Below are 22,847 nucleotides of genomic sequence, written 5' to 3'. Positions count from 1 at the left end.
GGAGGGGCAGCACTCGCAGAAGGGCGAGCCGAGCACATCGGCCGCCCGGCGAGTGATCACTCCGACAGCAAGCCGGGGCCACCACCGACGGTGACCCCCGTCGTCGTCCCTGACCCCGATGACATCGCAGGTGGAAGACGCCCCCTGCGCCACCCGGCCCCGGCAACGACGCCGCACCGCCGTCCACCCGCCGCCACGAGCGGAACAGGAGCACGACATGACCTTCGACCGCACCCTGCACAAGCTGATCACCCAGCTCGACGAGCTCACCGAGGAGCAGATCGAGACCATCCGCACCGCCCAGACCACGAGTCGCCACCGCCTCGGTGCCAGCTACGTCAAGGCGTTCGACTCCGGCCGGCGCATCCTCGTCACCGGCGGCCACGGGACGGAGATGGCGGCCGCCGACGACGCCGCACGCTCGGCACGTCACGACCTGCCGCCGGACGTGCGCATGGCGTTCCGCTGGAAGGTGATGGCCACCGCGTTCCCCGAGTCGCTGAGCGAGGCGCAGTACCAGGCCCTGACCGACGCCTGGGATGCGGCCACGGCCAAGCGGCCGGCGGCCAGGTCGAAGCGCTCCGCCGTCGCCTGACGTCACCGCGCAGGCCCGGGCGCCCAGCTCTACCCACGCCGGGACGGGACGCCTACCCTGGCTCCGGGAGGCCACATGGCACCGCAGCCGACGCTCATCAACTCGGTGGTGCGCGCGTTGAGCCTCCTCGACGCGGTGGCCGCCGCCGACGGTCCCGTGCCCGCGAAGCGCCTCGCCCACGCCACCGGGCTGCCGGTGGCGACGGCGTACCACCTCCTGCGCACGCTCGTCCACGAGGGGTACCTGCTGCGCACCGACGAGGGCTACGTGCTCGGTGACCACGTGGACGCGCTCGCCGGTGCGCGCCACACGCCCGTCCCGCCCCAGCGCACCCACCGGATCCTCCAGCAGCTCCACGTCGAGCTCGGCGCCGCGGCCTACCTCTCCGTCCTCGACGACGGCGAGATCCGTCTCGTCGACATCGTGGACTCCCCGGCGGCGCCCCGCACCGACCTGTGGGTGGGCTTCCACGACGCCGCCCACGCCACCGCCCTGGGCAAGGCGGTGCTCGCCACGCTCCCGGAGGACGAGCGCCGCGACTACGTCGAGAGCCACCTGCTGGCCGACCTGACCCCGCGCACCGTGACGAGCCGCAAGGTCCTCATGCACCAGCTCGCCGCCACCACCGACCTCGCGGTCGACCGGGAGGAGTACTCCCTCGGGACGGTGTGCCTGGCCGCCCCCGTGCCCGCGCCGGGGATCTCGGCGGCGGTGGCGGTCTCGGTCCCGGCCGCGCGAGCCGGCAGCGTGCTCGGGCGCCGTCACGAGCTGCGCCGGGCGGCCCGGCTCATCGCGATGGCCGGACGCCCCTGACGGCCCGGCGCCTGCGCGACGCGGTCACCAGCCCGCGCCGAAGCACACGAGCGGGGCGACGTCGTCGGCCTCCGCCAGCGCGACGGCCAGGGCGGCCGCGGGCGGGAGCCCGGAGCGCACCCCGCGGTGGTGGGCGACGGCGACCTGCTCGGCCACGTCGTCCCCGACCCGTCCCACCGAGCCCACCACCGTGCGGGCGCCGCCGTGGAGGAACGCGGCGGTCATCCCCAGCGCCTCGTCGCCGGTGCGGATGCTCGCCAGCCCCGTCTCGCAGGCGGAGAGGACCACGTGGCGCGGGAGCGTGGCGACCGACTCCAGGTCGTGACCGAACAGGGCGCCGTCGGTGAGGACGAGGGAGGAGAAGAGGGGGTTGTCCGCCTCGTGGCTGCCGTGGGCGGCGACGTGGAGCACCGCGGCGCCGTCCATCGCGGCGAGGGTCTGCCGGGTCGTCGCCGCGGGCCCGGTGAGCACCGTGGCGCCCGGCCCGGCGCTCGCCGTCACCTCCGCGGCACCCCGGGGCACGTCGGGCCCGGCGACGAACACCTCGGCGCCCCGGCTCCCGGCGGCCGCACCGTCGCCGGCGACCCGGTCCACCCACCACGTGGCCGACGGCACCACGCTCACCGGCCGGCCCGTCAGCGACGGCAGCATCGGCCACGGCACCTGGGCGCTCAGACCCGCCGGGACGACGACGACCGGGCCGTCACCGTCTGCGGCGCCCGCCGTGAGGGCGTCGAGCGAGCTCAGACCCCGGTGCAACGAGGACAGCACGGTCTCCCGCATCCGTGCGGGCAGGCGGCCGGCGAGCACGTCGAGGTCCGCGCGCACCCGGAGCACCGTCTCCCGCACGTCGGCCGCCGCGGCGACGGGCACCAGCCGGGCCCGGGAGCCGGTCACGGTCAGTGCGCGGACGACGCCGCCGGTGATCACCAGCGAGACGAGCGTGGCGTCGGTGAGCACGGCGCGCACGTCCTCGAGCGAGGTGGCGCGGACCGCGCGGTCGGGGGCCCGGTGGTGCCAGGTGAGGCGGGTGACCTCCTCCTGGAGCTCACGGATGTCAGCGGCGCGGCGCGGGTCGCGAGGAGCGCCGGCGAGCCGCTCGGTCCGCTCGGTCTCACGCAGGATGCGCAGCCGCGCGAGCGCCGCGACGACCGCGGGGTCGGCCGACCGGCGGACCGCGGGCAGCCGGGAGGAGGTGGCACGCACCCGCTCCGACCACGCGAGGACCGCCGCGGTGCGCCCGCCGCGCAGCGCCTCCGCCAGCCCGGCGCGGGCCAGGTCCGCGCCGACGGCGGTGGCGGCGGTGGCCAGGTCGAGGCTGCCCAGACGCGACTGGAAGGTGGCGAGGTCGCGCAGGCCGGCGGCCCGGAGCCGCTGGGCTGCCGCGGACCGGCCCGTGGCGGCGGCGAGGTTCGCCCGGGTCTCGTGGGCGAGCATCCTCGTGGCGAGGCGGGCCCGGTCGGGGTCGGTGACGGCGGCCCAGCCGCCGGCGGCGCGAGTCGCCTCCTCGGTGCGTCCGGCGGCGAGCAGGGCCTGGACGCGCAGCAGGCGGGCCGTCCGCCCCTCCTCGGCCAGCCCGAGGGCAGCGAGCCGGCGCTCCAGCGCGGCGGCGCCGTCGGCGACCCGCTCCGCGCGCGCGGCCGCCCCGCCTCCCGGGAGGCCGGCGAGGTCGGCGCGCAGCACCTCCAGCTCGGCGACCGCCGCCCAGCCGCTGGCGCCGCGCCGAGCGAACCTGGCCTGCGCGCGGGCGGCGAGCCGGCGCGCGCGTCGCGCGTCGCCGTGCAGCCGGGCGACCTCGGCGGCGGTGAGCTCGGCCTCGGCCTGGTCCTGGACGAGCCGGGCCCGGCCCAGGACGGGGATCGCCGCGTCGAGCGCCGCCGCCGACTCGGTGAGCAGGCCGGCGGCCGCGAGGGCCCGCGCGCGGTCGAGCGCGGCCACCGCGCCGAGCACCGGTGACTCGGCGGCCAGCGCCGGGGTGGCGCCGTCGAGGAGCCGCAGCGCGCGCGGGACGTCGCCGCGCAGGTGCGCGAGGTAGGCGAGGTTGGCGCCGGCCTTGGCGGCATGCACGTGGAGCCGGGCGCCCTCGGCGACGGCCAGGCAGCGGCCGAAGTCGGCCTCGGCCCGCTCGAGGTCGGCCGCTCCCATGGCCAGGACGCCGCGGTTGAGCAGGACGCGGGCGAGGTCGACCGGGCTGCCGGGTCCGATGAGCTCGGCGGCGTGGTCGAGGTCCACCGCCGCCTCGGCGAGGCGCCCGGCCCGCAGCAGGAGGAGCCCGCGCTGGCCGTGCCAGAGCCCGAGCACGAGGGCGGACGCCCCGGACCCCGGCCCGGGCGCGGCCCGGTCGAGCTCGGTGAGGCCCTCGCCGACCCCGGCGGACTCCGCGCGGGCGTGGGCGAGGCTGATGAGGATGCGGACCCGCAGGTCGGGCGAGGGGTCGTGGGTCAGCGCACGCTCGAGGAGCCGGACGGCCGCCGCCGGGCGCCCGCGCTCGCTCGCTGTGACGGCGCGCTCCCACAGCAGGGCCGGGTCGGCGGGCACCCGCCCACTGTGGCACAGCCGGGGGGCGTCCCGGGCCGGGTTGCCGGGCCTACAGCTGCACGGGCGGCGCGGCCACCGGGCGGACGAGGTCGCCGCCCGGCGCGGGGACGTAGACGAGCTGGACGAGCCCGGCGGCGACGTCGTCGAGGACGAACCGGCCGTCGTCGTCCACCGCGGCGCGGTCGTCGCCGTCACCGGCCCGGCGCAGCTCCACCTGCCCCGCGAACGCCGGCGCCACCCAGCCGTCCAGGCGGAATCGGCCCGTCGTGCGGGGTGTGAGGGTCACCATGACGCTGGCGTGCTCGCTGGTGAAGGTGAGGCTGCGGGTCGGCTCGGCCGCCCGCGCCCCGACCGGCAGCTCGACCTCCGCCTCGAGCCGGGCGAGCTCGGCGTCGAGGTCGGCCAGGGCGAGCGCGAGGATCACCCGGTCGGCGAGGTCCTCGGCCGGCGGGTCGCGGCGCTCCCACTCCGTGCGAAGCAGCTCGAGCAGCTCAGCGTCCTCGGGTGGGAGCTCGGGGAGGTCGGTGGTCATGCGGGGCTCCAGGAGGGGTCGGCTGTGCACAGGGCCCGCAGCTTGCCCAGGCACCGGGCGCGGGTGGGTCCGATGCTGCCCACGGGCATGCCCAGCTCGACGGACAGGGCGCGGTAGTCGGGCTTGTCCTGGAACGCCAGGACCCGCAGCAGCCGCTGGCAGCGCTCGGAGAGCGCGGCGAGGTGACGCCACAGCAGGGCGCCGGTGTCGCGGGCGACCACCTCCTCCTCGATGCCCGGCTCGGGCTCGAGCACCGCCGCGAGCGTCTCGTCCTCGACGGGGGCGGCCCGGGCCGCGGACCGCGACAGGCGGGCCGCCTCGCGGCGCACCGCCACGCTGAGCCAGCGCAGGACCGCCTGCGGGTCACGGACCGTCTCGCGGTGCCGGACGAGAGCGATCCAGGTGGCCTGGACGGCGTCCTCGGCCGTGGCGGCGTCCAGCCGGTAGGCGCGGGCGAGGTTCCACAGCATCGGCGTCAGCAGCCGGACGAGCCGGTCCAGGCCCCCGGGGTCGCCGCCGACCCACTCCGCGAAGGCCGTGCGAGCCTCGTCGGCGACGGGCGAGGACGTGGCGGTCCGTTCGTCCGAGGTCGCGGTGTGCTCGGTCATGACCCCACCTCGGCCTTGCGGCCGGGCGTGGCGTAGGCGGCCACGAGCTCGCCCACCAGCGCCGCCATGCGTGCGACGGGGTCGCCGGGGGTCCCGGCCGCCGCGAGGAGGCTCACCGGCGTACTGCCGGCCTCGTCGGTCGCGCCGGCTCCGCTCGCGCCCTCCTCGCCGGTCGCATCCTCCCCGGCTGCTCCCGTGGAGGTCCCGTCCAGCAGACGCGCCGCGAGGAGCCCGGCCATGACGGGTGCGGCGAAGGAGGTCCCGCTCCACACGGCGAAGCCGGAGCCGAAGTCGTCGGGGTCCAGGGTCGCGCGGCGGTGGCCGCCGGGCCCGGCGTAGGACACCCGCGGCTGGCGCCCGCCCTGGAACGTCACCGGCATCGTCGAGACCAGCGCGGCCCCGGGGTGCCAGCAGCTGACCCAGGCGCCGGCGTTGGCGAAGAGCGCGACGCTGCCGTCGGGGTTCGTCGCCGCCACCGACGTCACCGGCACGCAGCCGTCGGGCTGCACCGGGCCGCCGTCGTGCGGGGCGAACGCCGCCGGGTACAGCGGGTCGGTGGTCGCGCCGTTCCCCGCCGCGGCGACGACGGCGACGCCGAGCCGGCCCAGCCCGCGCAGCGCCTCGAGCAGCGGGGTGTCGAACGTCGCGTCCTCGGGGACCTCGTGGTGGTAGCCGAGGGAGAGCACGACGACGTCGACCGGCACCCCACCGGTGGCCCCGGCGCGGTCCAGCTCGACCAGCTCGGTGATGACGGCCAGGGCGTGGAGCAGGTCGCTCTCCAGGACGACACCGTCGCCGGCCATCACCGGGACGGCCACGAGGTCGGCGTCCGGGCAGAGCTGGCGCAGGATCCCGCAGATGAACGTGCCGTGGCCGGCGTGGGAGTCGAGCTCGCCGTCGAGCGGGCCGACCACGTCCCCGGACTCCTCCGGCGTGGGGCCGGGCAGGCCCGCCGCGGTGCCGTCGGGCAGGGCGAGGTCGCGCTCGACGTCGGCGAGCCACGGGTGCTCGCCGCACCCGGTGTCGACGACGGCGACGACGGGCCGGCGGCCGGGCAGGTCCGCCGCCGGCCGGCGGACGGGGGGTGCCCCGAGCCACGAGACGGGCTGGCGTCCGCCGGAGCCCGCCCGGCCGTACTCCTCGACGCCGTGACCGGAGGTGAACGGGGCGCCCTCCACCCCGTGCCCCGAGGTGAAGGGGGCGCCGCCGATGTCGGGACCGGTGCCCATGAGGATGTGGTCGAGGCCCATGGCGGCCCGGACCTCGGGGCGCACGGCGGACCGGGCGAGCTGGAGCACCTCCCAGGCGTCCGGAGCGGCGACGACTCGGGTCGTCAGCTCGCGCACGGCGGCGGGCTCGAGGGTGAGGGTGCGCGGGGCCCGGCCGCCGCGGCGTGCTGCGAGGCTGCGGCCGCGCGTGTCCTCGACGGCGGCGAGGCTCAGTCGGCGGGCGGCGTCCGCGATGGCCGCGCGGGCCTCGTCGGCGTGCTCGCCGGCGACGACGAGGCGGTCGGCCCGGTACGCCGTCGGCAGAGGGGCGGGCTCGCCGGGCAGGCGAGAGGCGGTGAGCGGGTCGAGCACCCGCCCGCCGTGCCGGGCCACCCGGGCCGGGGTGGGCAGGGGCACGCCGGCCCGGGCCGCGCCCGGCGGGCGCCCGCGGTCGGTGGGGGGTCGCTGCTGGTCGTCGGTCTGGCTCACGCGCCGCTCCTCGTCATCCTGCCGGCCCCCCGGCTCCCGCAGTGTAGGGGCCCTGGTCAGGGCCCCGGAAGGGCCCCGCTCGACGAGGAGCGCGCCGGACGTCCCCCTGATACACGCCGCGAACGGGGCTGGTGCTCGACGCGCGGACCGATTCCTCCGGCACGGATGTATCAGGACCGTGGTCACCGTTCTCCTGAGGGTGTTCGGCGCCGGAGGGATCCGGAGCCGTCCCCCACCCGGGGCCCGGTGGCTGGTCGCTACCGGAAAACCCCCCCTGCCGGTCGCCATGAAACGCGCCCGGTCGCCGGGCGCCGGGTGCGGGACCGTCAGCGGGCCCGGGAGGCCCGGCCGCGGCGCCCCTGCCGTCCGGTGGCCTCCCGGGCCGCTGCGCGTCCTGCCGGCGTCGCCGCGTGCCGACGTCGCCGCGTGCTCCGCCCACGCCGCCTCGCGTGCCGCTGCGCCACCAGCCTCGCGTGCCGCCGCGCTATCACCATCTGAAATATCGACCGTTGCCGCCCCGTGCGACGCGTCCGACAGTGGTGGGACACGCCAATGGAGGCACACATGTCGACATCACTCTCCGCGGCGGCGCCGGTCCCCGAGACCACCGACTCAGGGTCCGCCGGCCGCCACCTGCCCGACGAGGTCCGGCTCTCCCTGTACGAGACGATGGTCCTCTCACGCACGTTCGAGGAGGCGATCCTTCGGGAGTACCACGCGGACAAGGGCCCTGGCTTCGACATCGGCAAGGGCCTCGTGCCCGGCGAGATGCACCTCTCCGCCGGGCAGGAGCCGGTGGCGGCGGGCGTCTGCGCCCACCTGACCACCGATGACGCCGTCACCGCCACGCACCGGCCGCACCACTTCGCCGTCGCCCACGGGGTCGACCTGCGCAAGATGACCGCCGAGATCTTCGGTCGCGAGACCGGCCTGGGCCGTGGCCGGGGCGGGCACATGCACCTGTTCGACCCCGACACGCACTTCTCCTGCTCGGGGATCATCGCCGAGGGCTACCCCCCGGCGCTCGGGATGGCCTTCGCGTTCCGCCGGCGCGGCACCGACCGGATCGCCGTCGCCGTCACCGGCGAGGGCGCGGCCAACCAGGGCGCCTTCCACGAGTCGCTCAACCTCGCGGCGCTGTGGCGGCTGCCGGTCGTCTTCGTCGTCGAGGACAACGAGTGGGGCATCTCCGTCGCCCGCACCGCCTCGACCGCCGTCGCCTCCAACGCCGACCGGGCCGCCGGCTACGGCATCCCGGGCGTGCGGGTGGAGGACAACGACGTCGAGGCCGTCCACGCCGAGGCCGCCAAGGCCGTGGCCCGGGCCCGCGCCGGCGAGGGGCCGAGCCTCATCGAGGTCGCGACCCTGCGCATGTGGGGCCACTTCGAGGGCGACGCCCAGGGCTACCGGCCCGAGCTCGACTCCGTCGCCGGCCTCGACCCGGTCCCTCGGTACGAGCAGCGGCTGCGGGAGGCGGGCGTCCTCGACGACGCCACCGTCGCCCGGGTCAAGGAGTCGGCCTCGGCCCGGGTCGAGGACGCGGTCGCCTTCGCGAAGTCGTCCCCGACCCCCGACCCCGCCGACGTCATGACGTACGTGTTCGCGGAAGGAGCGGCGCGATGACCCTCACCGAGAGCCCCGTCCAGCCCGCACGGGCCGACCGGCGCCTGAGCACCTCCAAGGCGATGGTCGAGGCCATCGCCCTGGAGATGGACCGGGACGACGCCGTCATCTACCTCGGCGAGGACGTCGGTGCCTACGGCGGCATCTTCTCCTCGACCACCGGGCTGCTGGAGCGGTTCGGCAAGGACCGCGTCATCGACACCCCGATCTCCGAGACGGCGTTCATCGGGCTGGGCATCGGGGCCGCGACCGAGGGCCTGCGTCCGATCGTGGAGCTGATGTTCGCCGACTTCATGGGCGTGACGCTGGACCAGATCTACAACCACATGGCGAAGATCCACTACTTCTCCGGCGGGAACGTCAAGGTGCCGATGGTGCTGACGACGGCGGTCGGCGGCGGGTACTCCGACGGTGGTCAGCACTCGCAGTGCCTGTGGGGCACGTTCGCCCACCTCCCCGGGATGAAGGTCGTCGTCCCCGCCACACCGGCCGACGCCAAGGGTCTGATGACCTCGGCCATCCGGGACGACAGCCCGGTCGTCTACATGTTCCACAAGGGCGTCATGGGCCTGCCGTGGATGGCGAAGAACCGGCGCTCGATCGACGTCGTGCCCGAGGGGGAGCACCTCGTGCCCATCGGCCGGGCGAACGTCGTCCACGCGGGGTCCGACGTCACGGTCGTGACGCTCTCGCTCTCGGTCCACCACGCGCTCGACGTCGCCGAGAAGCTCGCGGGGGAGGGCATCGGGGTGGAGGTGCTCGACCTGCGCTCGCTCGTCCCGCTCGACCGCGAGGCCATCCTCACCTCGGTGGCCAAGACGGGCCGGCTCGTCGTCGTCGACGAGGACTACCTGTCCTACGGGCTGTCGGGGGAGGTCGTCGCCACGGTCGTCGAGCACGACCCGACGATGCTCAGGGCGGTCCAGCGCCTGGCGATGCCCGACATCCCGATCCCGTACGCGCACGACCTGGAGTACGCGGTGCTGCCCCGCCAGGACAAGATCGAGGCCGCCGTCCGGAAGGCCCTGGGGTGAACGTGACCTTCCCGCCGCTGGACGCCTCCCGGCCCGACGCCGAGGGCGTCCTGGCGACGTGGTACGTCGCCGACGGCGAGCAGGTCACCGAGGGCCAGCTCCTGGGTGAGGTCCAGGTGGACAAGGTCGACGCCGAGGTCATGGCCCCGGCGGCCGGCACGGTCCGCCTCCTGGTCGCGGAGGACGACGCGGTGCGCCAGGGCGCACCGATCGCGACCATCGAGTGAAAGGGGGGATGACCTGAAAGCACCCGGCCTCGTCCCGTGCGCCACCACGACCCGGGTGACGCACGGGACTCTCGGGGGCCGGGCGGCGAGCCAGGTGACCTGTGCCCCTGGCCCGCCGCCCGGCTCCCGAGCGGGCCCGACCCGCCGGTGGTCCTCACGCAGGAGGGCCTCCTGACCGGACTCTCCCGGTTCGAAACTTCCGCTGGCGTGTCGTGCGGACCGGGCCTAAAGTCCTAGAAACCCATCGGGCGGCACGGAGGTGGACGGTGAGCTTCAACGGCATGCGACGCGACGGGCGCCCGCGGTGGTCGGCACGCAACGGCTGGTTCCTCGTCGGCCTCGGTCTGACCGCGACCTTCTACCTCGCCGCCACCGGCCCGGTGAACCCCGTGGTCGCCATGGCCCTCTCGGTGGTCATGGGCCTGGGCCTCGTCCTCGGGCTCAACGGCCTCCTCGGCGGCGCGCCCCGCACCGCAGGTGCGCTGCGTGCGCCGGCTCCGCAGGGGACCGCACCTGCGACGAGGGCGACCACCGCAACGAGCCCACGCGTCAGGCCTCGCCGTCGGGGCGCCTTCGGCAAGGTCCCCGCATCCTGGGAGTTCTACGAGACGTTCGGCCGCTGACGGCAGGCGTGACCCTCGTCACGCTGAGTGGAGAACCGGCCACCGCGGCGGCGGAACTGCGCCTATCCCGGCCGGTTCGCACGGCCCCTCCCACGAAGTTGCTACTCGCGGCCGTCCTGAATTCGCGGCAGGGTCCTCGACCGTGGAGATCATCGGGCTCGCGATCGTTGTCGGCCTCGTCCGGGCGACGGCCTTCCTGCTGAGCACCCGGCGCTGACGTCGCGTCGCGACGTCGCCCGCTGGAGCCCCCATCGCCTCACCCTCCCGTCCGGGAGGGTGGCGTCCCGGATTCATCCCGTCATCACCCTCGGCGCGCCCTCCGGTGCGTGGCTTCGCGCCGCACAGTTGCTCCACGACCGCTTCGCCGAGGGAGGCGACCGTGGAGGCCTTGGTGCGTCTTCAGGTGCTCCGCGACCTCGGGGCCGGCCTCGGCCCCCGGGTGGCGGTCCAGGTCGTGCAGCACTACCTCGAGCGGCTCCCGGTGCGGGTCGCCCAGCTCGAGCGCCTGCTGGCCGAGCCAGACACCGCTCGAGCGCACACCGTGGCCGACGCCCTCGCCGAGTCCTCCGCCACGGTGGGTGCGGCCGCGCTCGCCGGCCGGCTGGCGCCCGTCGTGGCGGCGCTGGGCGACGGGGACGCCGAGCCGGCGCGTGCGGCGCTGAGGGAGATCAAGAGGCTCGCCGCCGGTACGGCACTGGAGCTCGAGGCCGTCATCCACCGGGCGGCGTGACGCCGGGAGCGCCCCGGGGGCGGTGGTGGTGGGCACCCCTGCGGCCCACCACTACCGGCCCGTCCGGACGTCGCCAGGGGCGACGGGGCCCCCTGCGCCCCGTCGCCCCAGGAACCGGTGACCGCCTCACGTCCCGACGGTGGTGAGCCCCCTGCGCGTCACCACTGTCGGAACGGGCGGTCGTGGTGCGCCGAGTCGGCGATGGCGAGCCCCCTGCGCGTCGCCAGCGCCGGACGGCGCACGTCCTCAGCCCGTGACCGCGGCTCGGTGAAGTGCCGTGCCGGTCACGAGCTCTGCCACGCCCGCCGTCAGCCGACGAGCGACCGAGCGGAGGGTGGCCGCGTCGGCGGTCCGGTTGAGCGACCCCCACAGCGTGCCGTGCGGCCGGTGGGCCGGGAGGTCCTCGGGCGGTAGCGCGACAGGATCGTCGAACGGCCGCTCGTGACCGGCGATAGCGGGCTGCGGGCTCCCACCGGGCTCGTTGCCGGCGTGGTCCTCAGCCCTTGCCGTCGCGTGCCCGCCGCGGATCTGAGGGCGGACGACGCTGGTGGTGCTCGGTGCGCCAGGCGCACGGGAAAGGTGGACGCGCACGGGTCTCTCCTTGCGTGATGGAGGTGCGCCCGTCAGGGCGCGCGGACGTGCCGGATCGGCGCGTCCCCATCAGGCAGGTGAGACCGGGATCTCCTCGAAGACGTCGGTGGGAACCGAGCGCTGTGCGACGGCATAGGCCCAGGTGAGCTCGGCCTGCGCCTGGGCGAGGACACGAGCGGCGTCGGCGTCGCTGCTGCCACTGCCGCGCTGGCTCTGGGAGGCGTTGCCGCCCGAGCTCGAGGCCTCGGTGTCGGAGGTGGGTGGCACAGCGAAGGGTGTGGGCGGCCCGGTACGGACGCCGTCGCCTGGACTGTGCGGGTCGGTCAGCGGCCGAGCGTGGGGGACAGGACCGGTGGCCCGGGTCGAGGACGCGGCGCTCTCGGTGGGGACAGAGTCGTGCAGCGGGGCTGCTGCCACCTCCGGGGCGAGGCCGTCGCTGCGGCGGTCGAAGGTGGCCGTGCTTGCCTGCTGCGCCTCCGGCGAGCCGACGGGAGCGGACGCGCCGGTGTGGCGATGCGGCCGGTCGACGGTGAGGGGCGCGACGGCGACCGTGGTGCGGCCGGCCACCTGGCCGTCCCGGTCGTCGCCGGAGCTCCGCTCGGTGTCGCGGTCGTCACTCGCGCGGACGTCCGGCCTGGGCTCGTCGTCGCGGTCGTCCCGGTTGTCCCTCTTGCGGTCGTCGTCGAGGTCGTCCGTCTTGGGCTCGTCGTCGCGGACGTCCGGCTTGGGCTCGTCGTCGCGGTCGTCCCGGTCGTCCTTCTTGCGGTCGTCGCCACGCTCGTCGCCCTCGAGGTCGCCCCGGTCGCTCACCGCGACGCCAGCGCGGGGATCTTCGTCCTCCCGGTCGTCGTCAGTACGGTCGGCGTCGCGGTCATCCTTCTTCGCAGTGTCGCTCTTCTCGGTGTCGCTGTCGGCGGTCTCGACGGCGCCCGTAGCCGCGTCCTCCTTCTCCCACGTGCTGCCACCGACCGACGCGATCGTTCCCTTGTCGGGTGCGCCGTCTCCGGTCAGAGGCTCCGCAGCACGGTCGCCCTCGAGCGCCGGAGGGTCGGCGGGAACGGAGTCGGCCACGGCCGGTGATCTGGGCTCCGTCTCGGAGGGGGCCTGCGCGGGCGCGGGTGCGGGTGCGGGTTCTGGCTCGGGAGCAGGTGCCGGCTCGGCAGAGGGTGCCGGTTCTGGCTCGGCCGCGGGCGCCGGCGGCGGTGCGGGTTGCGGCTCGGCCGGGGGTGCGGGCTCCGGCTTGGCCGCGGGGGTCGACTCCGGGGCGGACTGCCGCTCGGCCGCGGGTGCGGGCGCGGGTGCGGGCTTCGGCTCGTCCGGCGTTGCCGGCTCCGGCTCGCTCACAGGTTGAGGCTGCGGTTCGGCCGCGGGCTCCGCCGCCGGCGCGGACTCGGACGAAGGCACCGTGGCCGCCTCAGGCTCGACAGCCTCGGCCGGAGCGGCGGGGTCCTGCACGGTGGCCGCGGGCTGGGCGGGCACCTCCTCCGCGGCGGCTCCGCCGGCCAGCCCGAGCACGAGGACGGCGCCTGCGGCAGTGCCGCTCACCGCAAGAAGGCATCGACCTGCCCACCGCGCCAGGCGTCGGTTGCCTGGACGGTCCGAGGGCTGGGCAGGAGCGGGCATGGGACTCCGGGGTCTCGGGTGTCGAGCACAACCTACTCGGGGCCCCGGGCTCCCGGGAAGGGTGCGGCCGGACGGTTCTAGTGCCGCCCGAGCACCACGTCGGCGATGGTGCGGACCGCCGGGACGATCTCGTCCATCGAGCGCTGGTACACCTCGGGCGCTCGGCGGAACGGGTCGACGACGTCGTCCAGGGAGGGGTCGACCTGGGCGCGGTAGGCGGAGGCGAGCGGCAGCAGCGCCGCCAGGCGTTCGGCCGGGGACGCCTCGGCGCCAGCCGCCTCGGCGAGGGCGGCGGGGTCGACCTGCTCGGCCAGCCGTGCGAACTCGCGCAGCGTGAACGTGCGCCGCACCGCCGCAGGCACGAGCTCGACGACGTCGGCCCGGTGCTCGCGGGTGAGGGCAAGGACGAGGTCTGCCTCGCGCACCATCGCCTCGGTGATCCGGCGGGCCTCGTGCGCGTCGGCGTCGACCGACAGGTCGCGCAGGAGTCCGGCCACGGGGTGGTGGATGGGCTCTCCGACGAGGGCGCCCGTCCCGGCGCTGTGGACGCGGATCCCCGACCCCTCCCCGAGCTCGGCCCGCAGCAGCCGCTCGACCGCGGGGGACCGGCAGATGTTCCCCGTGCACACCGTCAGGACCGTGAACTCCTCGTTCACCTCGTACAGCGCCCTGCGCCCCATCCGTCCTCCTGGTCGTCCGTCGGCCGGCAGGTCCGGCCGCCCCAGGCTAGAGGCCGGGCGCCGAGCCCGCGTCCTCGGGCAGGATGACGGCACCATGCCGCAGCCCCCGCCCGCCCCGCACCCCCCGCCGCAGCCCGGGAACGGTCCGATGTTCCCCCGCCGCCTGGTCCTGGGGACCTTCGTGCCGTCGTTCCTCTTCGACGTCGGCTTCGGCGCCATGCTGCCGATCATCGCCCCGGCCGCGGTGGGCCGCGGGGCGGACCTCGCCACCGCGGGCGTCGTCGCCGCGATGCTCCCGGTCGGGCAGATCCTCGCCGACGTCCCCGCCGGCCAGCTCGCCGCCCGCGTCGGGGACCGGCGGGCGATGGCCCTGGCCGGGGTGGTCGCGGCCGCGGCGTTCCTCGCCGCCGCGCTCTCGCCCTCGCTCGTGCTCCTCGCCGCGGCGGTGCTCCTCACCGGTGCCGCGGCGGCGGTGTTCAACCTCGCGCGGCACGCCTACCTCACCGAGGTCACCCCGCCGCTGCGCCGGGCACGCGTGCTGTCCACCCTGGCCGGGGTCCACCGCATCGGACAGTTCGTCGGTCCGTTCGCCGGGGCGGGCGTCATCGCCCTCGCCGGCCTGCGCGCGGCGTTCGCGCTGGGCGTGGTGACGGCGGTGCTGGCCACGGTCATCGTCGTCGCGGTGGGGGAGGACGGCGACGGCGGGACGCTGCGTCAGCGCAGCGCCGCCCGGCGGGCGGCCCGCGCCGCCGGGGAGCACCTCACCCTCGGCGGCGTGCTGCGCGCGCACCGCGCCGTGCTGAGCACGCTCGGCTTCGCCGTGCTGCTCGTCGGGGCCGTTCGCGGTGCGCGCATGACGGTCCTGCCGCTGTGGAGCGAGCACCTCGGCTTCGACCCGGCGACGACGTCCCTCATCTTCGGTCTCGCGGGCGGGGTGGACATGCTCCTCTTCTACCCCGCGGGGCGGGTGATGGACCTCTACGGCCGGCTGTGGATCGGGGTGCCGTCCATGCTCGTCATGGGGGTGGCGATGTCGCTCCTGCCGCTGACGACGACGATCGGTGGGGTCGCCGTCGTCGCGGCGCTGCTCGGCCTCGGCAACGGGATGAGCTCGGGCATCCTCATGACGCTCGGTGCGGACGTCTCACCCGACCGGGGCCGCGCCCAGTTCCTCGGCCTGTGGCGCGTCCTCCAGGACGGCGGGTCGGCCGCCGGTCCGCTCATCGTCTCCGCGGGCGCGGCGCTGGGCTCGCTGGCCGCGGGCATCTGGGTCACCGCGGCGCTCGGCGCGGCGGCCGCCGGCGCCCAGGCCCGGTGGGTGCCGCGGTGGTCCGTGCACGCCAACCGCACCACAAGGCGCGCGGCCGGGATCCGCTAGCCGCGACACGCCGCTCCGCCGTCCGAGGGGTAAGACCAGCTCGCTGCTACGTTCGCAAACGTGCCGTATCTGCATTCTTGCAGCCATAGGCTGTGCGGGTGCAGACGGCGGGGGTGAGGGCGGCTGGGGCCGCCACGCCCTTGCGCGGGGTCGTCCCGGGGGGGACCGGGACGACCGCCGACACCGATGACGGCCCGCAGGGGGGACCGTCAACCGGCGAGGCCACGCCGCGCACGACCGAAGCGCCGGCGACAGCGGAGACGCCCCCCGGTGCGGAGGCGCCACCCGGCACTCCGGGCCGCGCCCCGCGCCGGCACGAGCCGGCGACGCCGGCCCGGCGCCCCGAGGTCCCGACGGCCGCGGAGGGCCACCTCAGCGTCTTCCTCCGGCAGCTGCCCTTCACGGGCGTGACCCTGGCGATCCTCGCCGGGGTCCTCGTGTACGCGCCCACGATGCTCGACGACGCCGCGTTCCTCGCGGCGTTCGCGGTCGCCGGCTCGGCGGTGGCGCTCTCGGTGCTCGTGCCCTGGCGCCGGCTGCCGCTCTGGCTCTCGGCGGCCGTCCCGCTGCTCGACATGCTCGCGATCGGCCTGGCCGTGGAGTCCGGCTTCCGTGTGAGCATGCTGCTGATCCTGCCCGTGCTGTGGATGGCCACGGTCTTCGGCGTGACGGGCGTCGTCGTCGCGGTGGCGGCCGGCACCCTCGCGGCGTGGGGCACCCGGGTCCTGGGCACCGCCCACTTCGAGGGCGACGACATCCCGCGGCTGTTCATCCTCCCGCTCGTCCTGCTCGCCGTGGCCCTGTACGTCCACCTCGCCGAGCGTCGGTCGGCCGCGCGGCGTGACCTCCTCGCCCGGCAGAGCTCCCTCGTCGAGGAGATCCTCGCCGACGCCCGGTACCACGAGCGGCTCCTGCAGTCGATCCTCAACACCGTCGACGTCGGCGTCGTCGCCCTCGACGCCGGCGGCCGGGTCACGCTCGTCAACCGCGCCTACACCGCCGCCACGCAGGGCCGGCTGCGGGTGGGCGACGACGCACACGAGCGGGCCCGCGCCCGCGGGGAGACCCCGGACCGGCGGCGCGGTCCGGTCACCACCTACGCCGCCGACGGCCAGACCCCGCTCCGCCCGGACGAGAGCCCGCTCGCCCGGGCCGCCGGCGGTCGCGACCTCGAGCGCGAGCTCATCTGGTGGGACTTCGGGCCGGGCCTGGCCCGCCGGGCCTACCGGGTCTCGGCCAACCAGCTCCAGCGGGCCGACGGCCGGCCCGCCGGCGCCGTCGTGGTCTACCAGGACCTCACGTCCGAGATGGCCGCCCTCGCCGAGCGCGAGGACTTCGTCTCGGCCGTCTCCCACGAGGTCCGCACCCCGCTGACCTCGGTGGTGGGCTACCTCGAGCTGGCCGCCGAGGACCCGAGCCTGCCGCCGGTGGTGCGCGAGCACCTCGCCGTGGCCGAGCGCAACGCCGAGCGGATCCAGGACATCGTCGCCGCCCTGCTCGACGCCGCGACGGTGCGGGAGCGGGTCGAGATCTGCCACGCGCCGCTCGACCTGCGCGACGTCGTCGCCGAGGCCGTGGAGGACCACCGTCCGCGCGCCACGGCGGGCGGCGTCGTCGTCGAGCTCCACGACGGGATGCCCCTGCCCGTCGACGGCGACCGGCTGCGCCTGGCGCAGGTGCTGGCCAACGTGCTGTCCAACGCGGTGAAGTACTCCCACGCGGGCGGCCGCGTCGACGTCGTCGCCGAGCAGGTCGACAACGAGGTGGTCGTGCGGGTCGCCGACACCGGCATCGGCATCGCCCCCGAGGACCAGGCGCGCCTGTTCACCCGCTTCTACCGGGCCGCGGCCGTGCGCCGCGGCGACGTCCCCGGCACCGGGCTGGGCCTGCACCTCGCGCGCGAGATCGTCGAGGCCCACGGCGGCACGATCGCGCTGCGGAGCGCCCTCGGGGAGGGCACCGAGGTCACCATCGTGCTGCCGCTCGCGGGCCGCCCCAGTGCCCGGCGCGCCGGAGGTGCCGGGTGAGCCTGGACCTGCCCACGCTGCTCGTCGTCGCCGCGCTCGTCATCGTCCTGACGGCCGGGATGTTCGTCTCCCACGCCTGGACCGAGACGGGGGAGGACGTCGACCGCGTCTGGGCGCTGGCGTTCGTCGCCGCGGTCGCGACGACCACCTTCCTCCTCGTCGCCGTCCTCGCCCCCGACCTGTGGCCGGCCGTCCCGCTCGTCAACGGCTTCACGGCCCTGACCGTGTGGGCGATGTGGGCCGGCGTGCGACTGCACACCGGCCGGCGACCGCTCGTCGGGGTCCTGTACGGCGTGCCCGTGCTCACCGCCCTCGCCTCCGCCGTCCACGGGCCCGACGGCGGGTACTGGGCGGGGGAGGAGGCGCTCCTGGCGGCGACGGCGGCCGGCGGCTACGCCACCGTCGCGGCCATCCTCCGCTCGCACCTGCGCCGGGACCGGCTCGGCGTCATGCTCGCCGTCATCCTCCTCGGGCACGCCCTGTTCTACACGTTCCGGCTGGTCCTCTTCGTCGGCGTCGGGCCGGAGGGTCGGGCCTTCCTCACCTACGCCGGCACCGAGGTCGCCACGCTCGTCAACGTCCTCGTCATCGTCGGGGCGGCGTTCTGCATGGTGGCGCTGCGCGCCTCACGGGCCCAGGACCGGCGCGTCGACGCCGCGAACTTCGACCCCATGACCGGGGCCCGGACCTCGCGCACGTTCCCCCGCCGCGCGCAGGACGTGCTCGACGGCGCCCGCGGCACCGGGCGCCCCGCCGTCCTCGTCGCGGTCGCGCCCGAGGGCGTGCAGACCCTCGGAGCGGCGTTCGGCGCGAGGTGCGCGGAGCAGGCGATGGCCGTGTGCGGGGAGGTCCTGCAGATGGTGCTGCCGGCGCGGGCGGTCCTCGGCCGGGACGCCCTCGACGGGCGGGCCTTCCAGGTGGTCCTCACCGGCTGCACGGTGGAGGAGGCGCACGAGTGGGCCGAGGAGCTGCGCAAGGAGCTCATCGACACCCCCGTGCCCGTGCCCGGCGGGCACATGCGGGTCACCGCGAGCGTCGGCGTCGTCGACGCCGCGGACCACGGCTTCGACCTCGAGGCCATGTGCGACGCCGCGCGGGACCTCTCGCGCTCGGCGACGGCGGCCGGCGGGAACCGGGTGGCCCGGGCCTGAGACGCACCTCACTGCTCTTGAGGTGATCTTGAGCGGACATGAACCGCGACGGTGCCCGGTCCTGAGGGACGCCCGCGAGTCTTCTCACCAGCAGCCCGGCAGACACGCCGGCGCACCGAGCCGGAAGAGAAGACCATGAGCGCCCCCCGCACCCGCACCCGCAAGGCCGTCCTCGCCGGCGTCGCCGGTATCGCCCTCCTCGCCGCCGGCGGCGGCTCGTTCGCCACCTGGTCGGACACCGAGGACCTCGGGGGCGCCACCATCACCTCGGGCCACCTGCGGGTCGACGAGGCCAGCGTCGTCTGGACCGCGGGCGGCGAGGAGATCGCCATCGACGACTACCTCGTCATCCCCGGCTCGGTCCTCACCTACACCGCCACGGTCGACGTCGCACTGGCCGGCGACGGGCTCGAGGCCGAGCTGGCCACCACCCTGCCGACCGCCGTCACCGCGGCGGCCGAGGCCGAGGCCGACGTCGCTCTCGCCGAGGGCCTGACCGTCGAGGTCCAGGTCAACGGTCAGGACGGCACGACGATCACCGACAGCGGCGAGTACACCGTCGTCGCGACCATCACCTTCCCCACGGTGGACGACGCGGAAGCGGCCTGGGGCCAGCGCGCCCAGGACGCGACCGCCGAGCTCGCCGACTTCCAGATCACCCTCGAGCAGAAGATCGCCTGACGACCCGATGTCCCGCCTCCTGAGCGCCGCCGCCGCGGGCGTGCTCGCCGTCGCCCTCCTCGCGGGCAACGGCGGCAGCTACGCGGGCTGGTCGGACGCCCGGGAGGTGGGCGGGGCGCAGCTCACCTCCGGCCGGCTCGCCGTCACCGGCGGCGCCGCCCGGCTGCACCTCGACCGGCCCGGCAGCCCGCGGGCGGACGTCACCACGTCCCTCGGCGACCGGCGTCTGCTGCCCGGTGACACGCTCGTCGTCGAGGCGGGCGGCGACCTGGCGATGGCCGGAGACGGCCTCAGCGCCGTCCTCACGCTCACCCCCTCGGCCACCGGCGCCGGGTCCCTGCCCGCCGAGCTCATCGCCCACGCGGCGGTCGCCCTCTCCGCCGCGAACGGCCCGGCCCCCGTGCCGGTCGCGGCCGGGTCCTGGCGGGTCGTCCCCGCGAACGCCGGTCCGCTGACCGCCACGCTCACCCTCCCGGTGGGACCCGGGGCGAGTGCGTGGGGCGCCTACCTCCAGGGCGAGACCGCGACCCCGGCCCTGGCCTGGTCCCTCACCCAGGACGCGGGCGGCACCTGGTCCGCCGCGACCGCCACGGCGCTGCCCGCCGTCACGACCGACCGGCTGCAACTGTCCGCCACCCCCGTCCCCGGCGGCACGCGTCTGACGTCCGCCGCCGCCGAGACCAGCCTGGCGTGGCGGGCGAGCGCCCCCACCCTGGTCGCCGGCCCCGGCACCACCGCCGCGGAGGCCGCCGCCCTCGCCCCGGCGCTCCGCGTGGGCCTCGCACGCGGCACCGACGGCTCCTCCTGCGCCGCCACGGCCCCGCTGACCGGCACCGAGGTCCTCGCGCCCGGCGCGGCCATGGCCCTGTGCCTCGCTGTCGCTCCCGCCGACCCCGTGCTGCTCAGCCTCGCGCTGCCCGGGCGCGCCGTCGTCGCGACGACGACGGTCACGGGCACCGGTGTCGCGGCGGGCGGCTGGACGCTCCCCGCCACCACCGTCACCGGCGCCACCTTCACCGTGCCCACCCCCGCGTCCGACGCCGGGCTCACCCTGACCTGCTCCTCCTACAACTCCAACGCCGGTGCGGCGCTGGGCTGGACGTGGTCCGGCGCGGCCGTGCGCTCCTGGCACGTCCTCGCCCGCACCCGGACGGCGACGGGGACCGGCGACACCCTGGGTCCGTGGACCCGGCTCACCGCGCTGACGGCGCCCGGGGCGCGCACCCTCGACCTCACCGTCGGCGCGATCCCCGTCGCCACGGCCGACCGCTTCGACCTCGTCCTCGTCGCCGAGACCGCCGCCGGCGGCGTGGTCCGCGGCGCGCAGGCGGTCACCGCCGAGGTTCGCGGCCAGAGCGGCAACGTCAGCTGCCTCGGCCCGGCGGGAGGCGTGTGATGGCGGCCCTGACCACCGGCGTCGCCGAGCCCGACGGTGAGCGGAGCGCCGAGGCCGATGGGCTCCGGGACCGGGTTGATGTCGACCGTCTCGGCCTCGGCGCACATCGCGCGCCGTCGTCGGACCTCCGGCACCTCGCCGTCGCCGCCGAGCCCGACGCCGGGCCCGACGCCGAGCTTGCCGGGCCGCAGGCGGAGGTGCGCCGAGGCGCGATTCATCTCGGTGCGCGCGCCGTGGTCACCGTCGCCGGATGGCTCGCGCTCGCCGTCGTCGCGGCCCTGGCCCTGGCGATGGTCGTCGTCCCGCACCTGGCCGGCTGGGTGCCGCTGACGATCCTGTCGGGCTCGATGGAGCCGACCATCCCCACCGGCAGCCAGGTGGTCGTCGAGCCCGTGCGGGGCGAGGCGGCGACGGCGGCCCTCGCGCCCGGTGACGTCGTCACCGTCATGCCCTACCCGAACGACCCGACCCTCGTCACCCACCGGGTCGTGGCGCGCGCCGTCGCCGCGGACGGCACCGTGGTCCTGACGACCCGGGGCGACGCGAACGACGCCGCCGACCCGTGGCCGCTCACGGCGACGCAGGTCAGGGGCGTGGTCCGCTACCACATCCCCTACGCCGGCTACCTCGCGACGGCGCTGGACGGGGACCAGAAGCGCACCGGCACGGCCGCGCTGGCCGTGGCACTCTTGGGCTATGCGGGGATCCAGCTCGTACGCGCCGCGGCCGACCGGTCTGCCGGCCGGCGTGCCCACGACGCCCCCGCCGGCCCGCAGGACGTCGACGCCGGGCACGGCGTGCCGACGGACGCCGACCGGACCGGAGAAGACGACATGATCCTCGACCCCGCGGCCCTGGGCACCCTTGCCCACGACGTCGGCGACGACGCCGCGTCCGGCTTCGGCCTGGCCTACCTCAAGCGGTTGGGCGACTCGTGCAACCGGGTGGCGCGCGCCGTCGTCGCCGGCGACGCCGAGGAGGTGCACGTGGCGGCCCTGAGCCTGCACACCTCCGCCTCGATGGTGGGGGCAGCGGCGCTCGCCCGGCACGCCCAGCTCGTCGCCGAGGCGGGCCGGCGCGGCGACATGGCCGTGGCCGACCGGGAGCTGCGCCGGCTCATGGACCTCACCAACGAGACCCAGCGGGCGCTCGCCGAGCACCTGCGCGTGGGGACCGCCGGGGCGATGTTCGCCCCCTGAGCAGGTGCGCTCCCGCGGTCCGGACGCGGGAGGCGCCCTGAGCCGTGCTGGGGTCCGGTCGGAGTCAGACCGCCGGGGCGAGGCGGTACCCGACCCCGCGCACCGTGACGACAAACCGCGGGGACGCGGCGTCGTCGCCGAGCTTGCGGCGCAGGTTGGCCATGTGGACCTCGACCGTGCGCAGGTCCGAGTCAAGGACCGGCGTGCCGGTGTCGTAGTCCTGGCCCCACAGGCGCCGGACGAGCTCGGCCTTGCGCAGCACCCGGTTCGGCTCGGCGACCAGGGCGGCCAGCAGGTCGAACTCGCTCCGGGTGAGGTGGACCGGGGTGCCGTCGATGTCGACCATGCGGGCGGCGGTGTCCACGCGCAGACCGTGGTGGCTGAGGTGCCCGGGCTGCGCAGGGGGCGTCCCGGTCTGGGCGGGCGACGCCGTGGTGGGGTGCCCGGCCGGCGGGGCCCCGCCGGTGCTCCCCCCAGTCGCCGCGGTATCGGCGGCGGCTCCCGGCCCGGCGTCCACGGTGGCCCCGTCCGGGCGGCGCGGACGGCGCAGCATCGCCTCGACGCGAGCCCGAAGCTCGCGCGGGCGGAAGGGCTTCGTGAGGTAGTCGTCGGCGCCGGACTCCAGGCCGAGGAGGGTGTCGATCTCCTCCGAGCGGCCGGTGAGCATGACGACGTAGGCGTCGGAGAACGCCCGGATCCGCCGGCAGACCTCGAAGCCGTCGATGTCCGGCAAAGAGAGGTCGAGGGTGACCACGGCCGGGGCGTGCTCGCGCACCGCCGCGACGCCGTCGGCGCCCGAACCGGCGGTGTGGACGGTGAAACCGGCCTGGCTCAACGTCGCGGCGAGGAGCAGGCGGACGTCCGCGTCGTCCTCGACGACGACGGCGGTGCGCTCCCGTCCGGTTTCCCCCACGGGGTGAAACTAGCAACGCGGACCCACATCGTCCCGCAGGTCGGGGGCAGGCGCGGGTGAGGCGTGTCACGCCTGCTGTGGGGTCCGTATCACCCTGCATCATCCGGAGGGTGAGGCGTGGAATTCACCCCCATATTCACCCGGTGGCACGGTGACCGGGATGACCGTCGGTGGTGTGCTGTGCAGAC

20 protein-coding genes are annotated in these 22,847 nt (G+C 76.2%); 13 read left to right on the top strand and 7 right to left on the bottom strand.

Annotated features, from left to right (window positions below):
- The first annotated feature begins 217 nt into the window (after window positions 1–217).
- Together AAEM63_RS16760 and AAEM63_RS16755 are read left to right on the top strand one after the other, a co-directional pair.
- A complete protein-coding gene (locus AAEM63_RS16760) occupies window positions 218–595 on the top strand; it encodes a hypothetical protein (protein WP_341359362.1) in 378 nt (125 codons plus the stop codon).
- 75 nt (window positions 596–670) lie between these two features.
- A complete protein-coding gene (locus AAEM63_RS16755; protein ID WP_341359361.1) occupies window positions 671–1,408 on the top strand; it encodes an IclR family transcriptional regulator in 738 nt (245 codons plus the stop codon).
- Window positions 1,409–1,432: 24 nt separating this feature from the next.
- Here AAEM63_RS16755 and AAEM63_RS16750 read toward each other — a convergent pair whose 3' ends face one another.
- From AAEM63_RS16750 to AAEM63_RS16735, 4 genes are read right to left on the bottom strand one after another with little or no spacing between them, the layout of a single operon-like run.
- Window positions 1,433–3,946, bottom strand: coding sequence for a CHAT domain-containing protein (locus AAEM63_RS16750; protein ID WP_341359360.1), 2,514 nt, complete (start codon window positions 3,944–3,946; stop codon window positions 1,433–1,435).
- A 49-nt stretch (window positions 3,947–3,995) separates the two neighbouring features.
- Window positions 3,996–4,478 carry a hypothetical protein gene (locus tag AAEM63_RS16745; RefSeq protein ID WP_341359359.1) on the bottom strand — a complete coding sequence of 161 codons (483 nt, stop codon included), beginning with the start codon at window positions 4,476–4,478 and terminating at the stop codon, window positions 3,996–3,998.
- Entirely contained in the window at window positions 4,475–5,086 is a 612-nt protein-coding gene (locus tag AAEM63_RS16740; protein ID WP_341359358.1) for a sigma-70 family RNA polymerase sigma factor, read from the bottom strand. The genes AAEM63_RS16745 and AAEM63_RS16740 overlap by 4 nt, the downstream gene beginning before the upstream one ends.
- Window positions 5,083–6,783 carry a S8/S53 family peptidase gene (locus tag AAEM63_RS16735; protein ID WP_341359357.1) on the bottom strand — a complete coding sequence of 567 codons (1,701 nt, stop codon included), beginning with the start codon at window positions 6,781–6,783 and terminating at the stop codon, window positions 5,083–5,085. The genes AAEM63_RS16740 and AAEM63_RS16735 overlap by 4 nt, the downstream gene beginning before the upstream one ends.
- 564 nt (window positions 6,784–7,347) lie before the next feature.
- Here AAEM63_RS16735 and AAEM63_RS16730 point away from each other — a divergent pair.
- From AAEM63_RS16730 to AAEM63_RS16710, 5 genes are all read left to right on the top strand, one after another.
- A complete protein-coding gene (locus AAEM63_RS16730) occupies window positions 7,348–8,406 on the top strand; it encodes a thiamine pyrophosphate-dependent dehydrogenase E1 component subunit alpha (RefSeq protein WP_341359356.1) in 1,059 nt (352 codons plus the stop codon).
- A complete protein-coding gene (locus tag AAEM63_RS16725) occupies window positions 8,403–9,440 on the top strand; it encodes an alpha-ketoacid dehydrogenase subunit beta (protein ID WP_341359355.1) in 1,038 nt (345 codons plus the stop codon). Before AAEM63_RS16730 ends, AAEM63_RS16725 begins: the two co-directional genes overlap by 4 nt.
- Window positions 9,437–9,667 (top strand): lipoyl domain-containing protein, encoded by a 231-nt coding sequence (locus AAEM63_RS16720; RefSeq protein WP_341359354.1) that lies wholly within the window; start codon window positions 9,437–9,439, stop codon window positions 9,665–9,667. Before AAEM63_RS16725 ends, AAEM63_RS16720 begins: the two co-directional genes overlap by 4 nt.
- Before the next feature lie 266 nt (window positions 9,668–9,933).
- A complete protein-coding gene (locus AAEM63_RS16715) occupies window positions 9,934–10,290 on the top strand; it encodes a hypothetical protein (protein ID WP_341359353.1) in 357 nt (118 codons plus the stop codon).
- Window positions 10,291–10,669: 379 nt separating this feature from the next.
- A complete protein-coding gene (locus AAEM63_RS16710) occupies window positions 10,670–11,020 on the top strand; it encodes a hypothetical protein (RefSeq protein ID WP_341359352.1) in 351 nt (116 codons plus the stop codon).
- A gap of 660 nt (window positions 11,021–11,680) precedes the next feature.
- Here AAEM63_RS16710 and AAEM63_RS16705 read toward each other — a convergent pair.
- Both AAEM63_RS16705 and AAEM63_RS16700 read right to left on the bottom strand, forming a co-directional pair.
- Window positions 11,681–13,156, bottom strand: a complete 1,476-nt coding sequence (locus AAEM63_RS16705; protein ID WP_341359351.1) for a hypothetical protein — start codon at window positions 13,154–13,156, stop codon at window positions 11,681–11,683.
- Window positions 13,157–13,311: 155 nt separating this feature from the next.
- Window positions 13,312–13,914 (bottom strand): low molecular weight phosphatase family protein, encoded by a 603-nt coding sequence (locus AAEM63_RS16700; protein WP_341359350.1) that lies wholly within the window; start codon window positions 13,912–13,914, stop codon window positions 13,312–13,314.
- A gap of 94 nt (window positions 13,915–14,008) precedes the next feature.
- Here AAEM63_RS16700 and AAEM63_RS16695 point away from each other — a divergent pair, with 94 nt between their 5' ends.
- The 6 genes from AAEM63_RS16695 (at window position 14,009) to AAEM63_RS16670 (ending at window position 21,746) form a co-directional block, all read left to right on the top strand.
- Window positions 14,009–15,292 carry an MFS transporter gene (locus tag AAEM63_RS16695; RefSeq protein WP_341359349.1) on the top strand — a complete coding sequence of 428 codons (1,284 nt, stop codon included), beginning with the start codon at window positions 14,009–14,011 and terminating at the stop codon, window positions 15,290–15,292.
- A 407-nt stretch (window positions 15,293–15,699) separates the two neighbouring features.
- Complete coding sequence (locus tag AAEM63_RS16690) at window positions 15,700–17,319, top strand: PAS domain-containing sensor histidine kinase (protein WP_341359348.1); 1,620 nt, start codon at window positions 15,700–15,702, stop codon at window positions 17,317–17,319.
- Window positions 17,316–18,470, top strand: a complete 1,155-nt coding sequence (locus AAEM63_RS16685) for a GGDEF domain-containing protein (protein WP_341359347.1) — start codon at window positions 17,316–17,318, stop codon at window positions 18,468–18,470. Before AAEM63_RS16690 ends, AAEM63_RS16685 begins: the two co-directional genes overlap by 4 nt.
- A 135-nt stretch (window positions 18,471–18,605) precedes the next feature.
- Window positions 18,606–19,151: an alternate-type signal peptide domain-containing protein gene (locus tag AAEM63_RS16680; RefSeq protein ID WP_341359346.1), complete on the top strand. Its 546-nt coding sequence runs from the start codon at window positions 18,606–18,608 to the stop codon at window positions 19,149–19,151.
- A gap of 7 nt (window positions 19,152–19,158) precedes the next feature.
- On the top strand, window positions 19,159–20,547 hold the full coding sequence (locus AAEM63_RS16675; protein WP_341359345.1) for an alternate-type signal peptide domain-containing protein: 1,389 nt from the start codon (window positions 19,159–19,161) through the stop codon (window positions 20,545–20,547).
- Window positions 20,547–21,746, top strand: a complete 1,200-nt coding sequence (locus tag AAEM63_RS16670; protein ID WP_341359344.1) for a signal peptidase I — start codon at window positions 20,547–20,549, stop codon at window positions 21,744–21,746. Before AAEM63_RS16675 ends, AAEM63_RS16670 begins: the two co-directional genes overlap by 1 nt.
- A 64-nt stretch (window positions 21,747–21,810) precedes the next feature.
- Here AAEM63_RS16670 and AAEM63_RS16665 read toward each other — a convergent pair whose 3' ends face one another.
- A complete protein-coding gene (locus tag AAEM63_RS16665; protein WP_341359343.1) occupies window positions 21,811–22,659 on the bottom strand; it encodes a response regulator transcription factor in 849 nt (282 codons plus the stop codon).
- Between the last annotated feature and the right edge of the window lie 188 nt (window positions 22,660–22,847).

The sequence above is a fragment of the Georgenia sp. M64 genome, from assembly GCF_038049925.1.
In the GTDB taxonomy this organism is placed as follows: Bacteria; Actinomycetota; Actinomycetes; order Actinomycetales; family Actinomycetaceae; genus Georgenia.
The sequence above is the reverse complement of the archived record's forward strand: the minus strand, read 5'-3'. Positions and strand labels throughout refer to the sequence as shown.